This window comes from Peribacillus sp. P4_C12 (assembly GCF_056402095.1).
Genome location: NZ_JBFUIB010000332.1, coordinates 1 through 4,170, shown reverse-complemented (window position 1 = coordinate 4,170; position 4,170 = coordinate 1). Strand labels below are relative to the sequence as shown.

Sequence of the window (4,170 nt, the reverse complement as noted above, 5' to 3'; positions counted from 1 at the left end):
ATGTTGTTACTACAGCTGCCCCAACTACTTCCGCCAGTTGACGCAATTCAGGTGAAGCTTCTGCCGTGATGGCGCCACCTCCGACAACAATCACTGGTCGTTCAGAGGACAACAGTAATTTTGCTGCGGCTTCGATTGCCTCTGGGTCAGGACGAAGTCTTCCCATCGGCATTCTTTTCTTAAGATCATGAATTTCAACATCTGCACTTTCAGCTTGTACGTCCATTGGAACTTCTACATGTACGGGACCTGGTCTTCCACTCAACATAGAGTTAAAGGCACGGTGCATAATGAACGGAAGCTCATCAACTCGGCTGACTTCCCAATTTCGCTTAGTTACTCCTTCAGTGACGCGATTAAAATCGTTAGAGTGGTAACGATCTAATTCCTGCATGCATCCGTGACCACGCATATGGGTTCCAACCCCACCAGTAAGAAGAAGAGTGGCCGTCGAGTCGGCATAGGCTGCGGCTAATCCAATTATCGTATTTGCTGCACCAGGACCCACGGAAGTCATAGCAGCCATCGGTTTTCCAGAAGCACGGTAATATCCGTCTGCGAGATGAACAGCACTTTGCTCGTGCATCATCTGGATAAAGGGAATTTCACAGCCTTCCTGATGGAAAGCATCCATGAGTGTCCAGCTTCCATGACCAGGAATACCTGCAACATAAGGAACTCCATAATTTTTTAAAGCCTTCGCAATAATTTGACTACCTGTTAATGTCTTACGACTACTTGCACCATTACTCAATTTTTCGACTTCATTTTTCACGGTATCGATTGATTTGCTCATAATTTTTCTCCCTTTCTCGTTTTGTTGACCGGTTCACCTCTACGATAGACCCAAAATTGAATCACTCTTATCAGGATTACCTTTTATATTTAGTTTTTTGTTGACCGGTCAACCTTAACATATTTGGTTCATACTTTTTCTTTGTTGACCGGTTCACTAACAAAACTAACATTTTAATAATTTTTTGTAAAGAACAATTTTTATATAATTTAATATATTCAGATAAATAGATCTGCTATCACACATGACAATTCCTTCTTAAACTTGTCTCATAGCAGTTATCTTTTTTTCATAACAAAGTGCTTGGAGGCTCCACCATTACGGTCTTCTATCATTTAGCTCGTTAAGAATTTGTCCATGATATCTGTCTAGCTTATAGAACAGGAGTGGAAGAATCTGAAGTGCTGTGAATAAAATGCCACTAGTAAACAGTATAATGGAGATGGCGCTTCGAGCTCCATCCGTAATTGCGTTTGGGTCATACCCCGCCCATCCTAATGCATACCCTACGAGTGCAGAACCTATCGCAATACCGAATAAGGTAGCGAAGCTATATGAAGAATATAGCAAACTTTCACTTTTCTTCCCAAATTTCCACTCTTGATAATCAACTGTATCACTCAACATCGCATAGATCGCTGCAAAACTCACTCCCATTAAAATGTAGGTAATAAGCATCAAAATAGTAAAAAGGATAGTTTGTTCACCTAGAAAGATTAGAAGAATAAATGATAATAAAGCTCCGGCAAGGGCGATGAGATTTCCATTTCTATTACCAAATCGTTTTAAAATAGGGCTTGCAATTAGGCCACCSACGAAGTTGCCTCCATTGACCACTACCAATAAAATTGTAGCCATTGCAGGTACGTTTAGAACATACGCTGCATAATAGATAATGATACCAGACACCGCTCCTAGTCCTAAGTATTGCATTAAACAACTAATAGTAAGCAATATCCAAGGTTTATTTTTAAACATATTGATTACTTGTTTCCTAGTTTCATCTTTATCTCCTATTTCTGTATACTCTGCAAATCGTTCTTTACAGTTTTTAAAAACAAGGAAAAACATTATTGTACCAAGGATAGAATATAAGGCCATCACAATTGGGAACCCCACTTGCTGATTTCCATTCCCGAAAAGGCTGACTAATGGCAAGGTACAAAAAGCTACAATAGTAGCACCCATCCCCATTCCCATCGTACGATAACTACCTAATTGTTGCCTTTCATGCTTATCTTGTGTCATCATTGTTAACATTGAACCATAAGGAAGATTGACCGCTGTATAACAGAGTCCTAGTAAAAAATATGTTATATATGCATATATTAGTTTCCCGGTGTCTGAAAAATCTGGTGTAATAAAGGTTAATACACTCAGAACCCCAAGAGGTATGGATAGGTAAAGCAAATATGGCCTGGCTTTTCCATGTTTACTTTTAGTTCTATCAACTATAATGCCCATCACTGGATTAGCAACGGCATCGCATATTCTTGTAATTAAAAACAAGGTGCCAACTGCAGCTGCTGAAATACCATAAACATTGGTATAGAAAAAGAGTAAATAACTCGCGGTCATGCCCCAAATAAAATTTGAAGCCATATCTCCTAATCCAAAGCTCACTTTCTCCATTACACCTATCTTATTTGATCTGTCATTCAAACTTGTACTCGTTTTTAATGTATCCGCTTTCAATAATTCACTCATTCTTCTCACTTCCCTTCTTTTAATTACATACCTTACTCAGTTTTCGTACATTTAGTAATGCATCTAGTTTTAACCTTCATTGATTTCCATAATCAGGCCATTTTTACAATTTCACTTTGACACATGCATACTTTCACCAACTGGTAATATGGGCTTTTGCTTAAGTAGATGATTCCCAACACGTAACGCTTGTGCAACGATAGTTAGAACTGGATTTAGTGCTGCTGATGATGGGAAAAACGATGCATCCATGACATATAAGTTTTGAACCGTATGGGCTCGACAGTATTGATCAAGGACTGAGGCAGCAGGGTCATTACCAAAACGAATCGTACCGCACTGATGGGAATTTGTTTCTATTCCCCCCATCGGCTGAGCCACTAAGATTGGATATCCAGCCCTCTTAAGCATTTTTTTTGTCTCTTTAATTAATTCTTTATGAGCATTCATGTTATTCACTTTATATCGAACCTGAATCTTACCGTCTTCGGTTAAAGTCACGCGATTTTCATTATCTGGGAGGTCTTCGGACATAAGTAAGAAATCTATACTTCGCTTTGCAACACCGTTCAGAATTGGGTAAGGGATGAACGGCTTTTTATCTTTCATCATAGATCCTTGCAGTTTCCCAAGCATTTGTACATTTCCCATAGGGTAAGGGAAAGTAGAGCTACCAAAGTAAAAGTCATTAAGTGCAAATGTTTTTTGGAAGACAGTCGGATTTTCCTTAGGCTCCAAAGCAATGACCGCAGTGTTAATATGCATCATATAATTACGTCCAACTAAGCCCGATTGGTTTGCTAATCCTTCAGGATGCTTGGCATTCGCCGAACGTAAAAGTAAAGCAGATGAATTTACAGCACCACATGAAGCCACAATAGTGTCAGCCACTGCTATAAAAAWTTTTCCATCCTTCTCAAATTCGACTGCAGTAGCACGACTTCCACTTTCATCTGTCAAAATTCGGTGAGCATAAGCATTTGTAATCATAGTTACATTCGGAGATTTAAGTGCTGGCTGTATACAGCACACATCCGCATCGCCCTTCGCATGGATATTACATGGGAATCCATCACATGTTTTACAGCGTATACATTTCCCGCCTTCGTGTAAGTCAACAGCCATAGGAAGATGTAGAGGGTTCAGTCCTTGTTTCTTCAACCTAGCTGCAATTTTTTCTAATGTCGGTTCATGAGGAACTTCTGGAAAAGGAAAAGGTGAAGACCGCGGGGGATCCGTTAAATCTTCTCCTGATTTACCATGTACAAGATAAAGTTCTTCAGCACGAGCATAGTAAGGTTCTAGGTCTTCATAGTCTATCGGCCAAGCTGGCGAAATACCGCCCTCATGTTTAATCTCCTTAAAGTCTTCTTTTCGTAATCGGTACATAACAGCACCATAAACTTTTGTATTACCTCCTACACAATAATTAGTTCCTGGCGAGAAAGGATTTCCTTGTTCGTCGTACCAGTATTCCTTCGTTTTATAGCGTTTTTCTGTGAATACTGCTTTCGTATTCCAATTTTCTGGTTCCTCTGGCAGATAGTCGCCACGCTCTAAAATCAGAATTTTCATTCCGCTGTCTTTTAATGCGTAAGCCAAAGTCCCACCACCAGCACCAGTACCGATTATAATGATGTCGTAGTGCTTTTCCATTTCTTTTATCC

At 39.7% G+C, this 4,170-nt stretch carries 3 protein-coding genes; all 3 read right to left on the bottom strand.

The annotated features are described in order from the left end of the window. A partial coding sequence (locus AC1DUW_RS22235) for a thiamine pyrophosphate-binding protein (protein WP_477643486.1) occupies positions 1-796 on the bottom strand: 796 nt, incomplete at its 3' end. A gap of 318 nt (positions 797-1,114) precedes the next feature. Next, positions 1,115-2,503: an MFS transporter gene (locus AC1DUW_RS22230; protein ID WP_053346202.1), complete on the bottom strand. Its 1,389-nt coding sequence runs from the start codon at positions 2,501-2,503 to the stop codon at positions 1,115-1,117. A gap of 111 nt (positions 2,504-2,614) precedes the next feature. Continuing rightward, a partial coding sequence (locus AC1DUW_RS22225) for a GMC oxidoreductase (RefSeq protein WP_477643485.1) occupies positions 2,615-4,170 on the bottom strand: 1,556 nt, incomplete at its 5' end.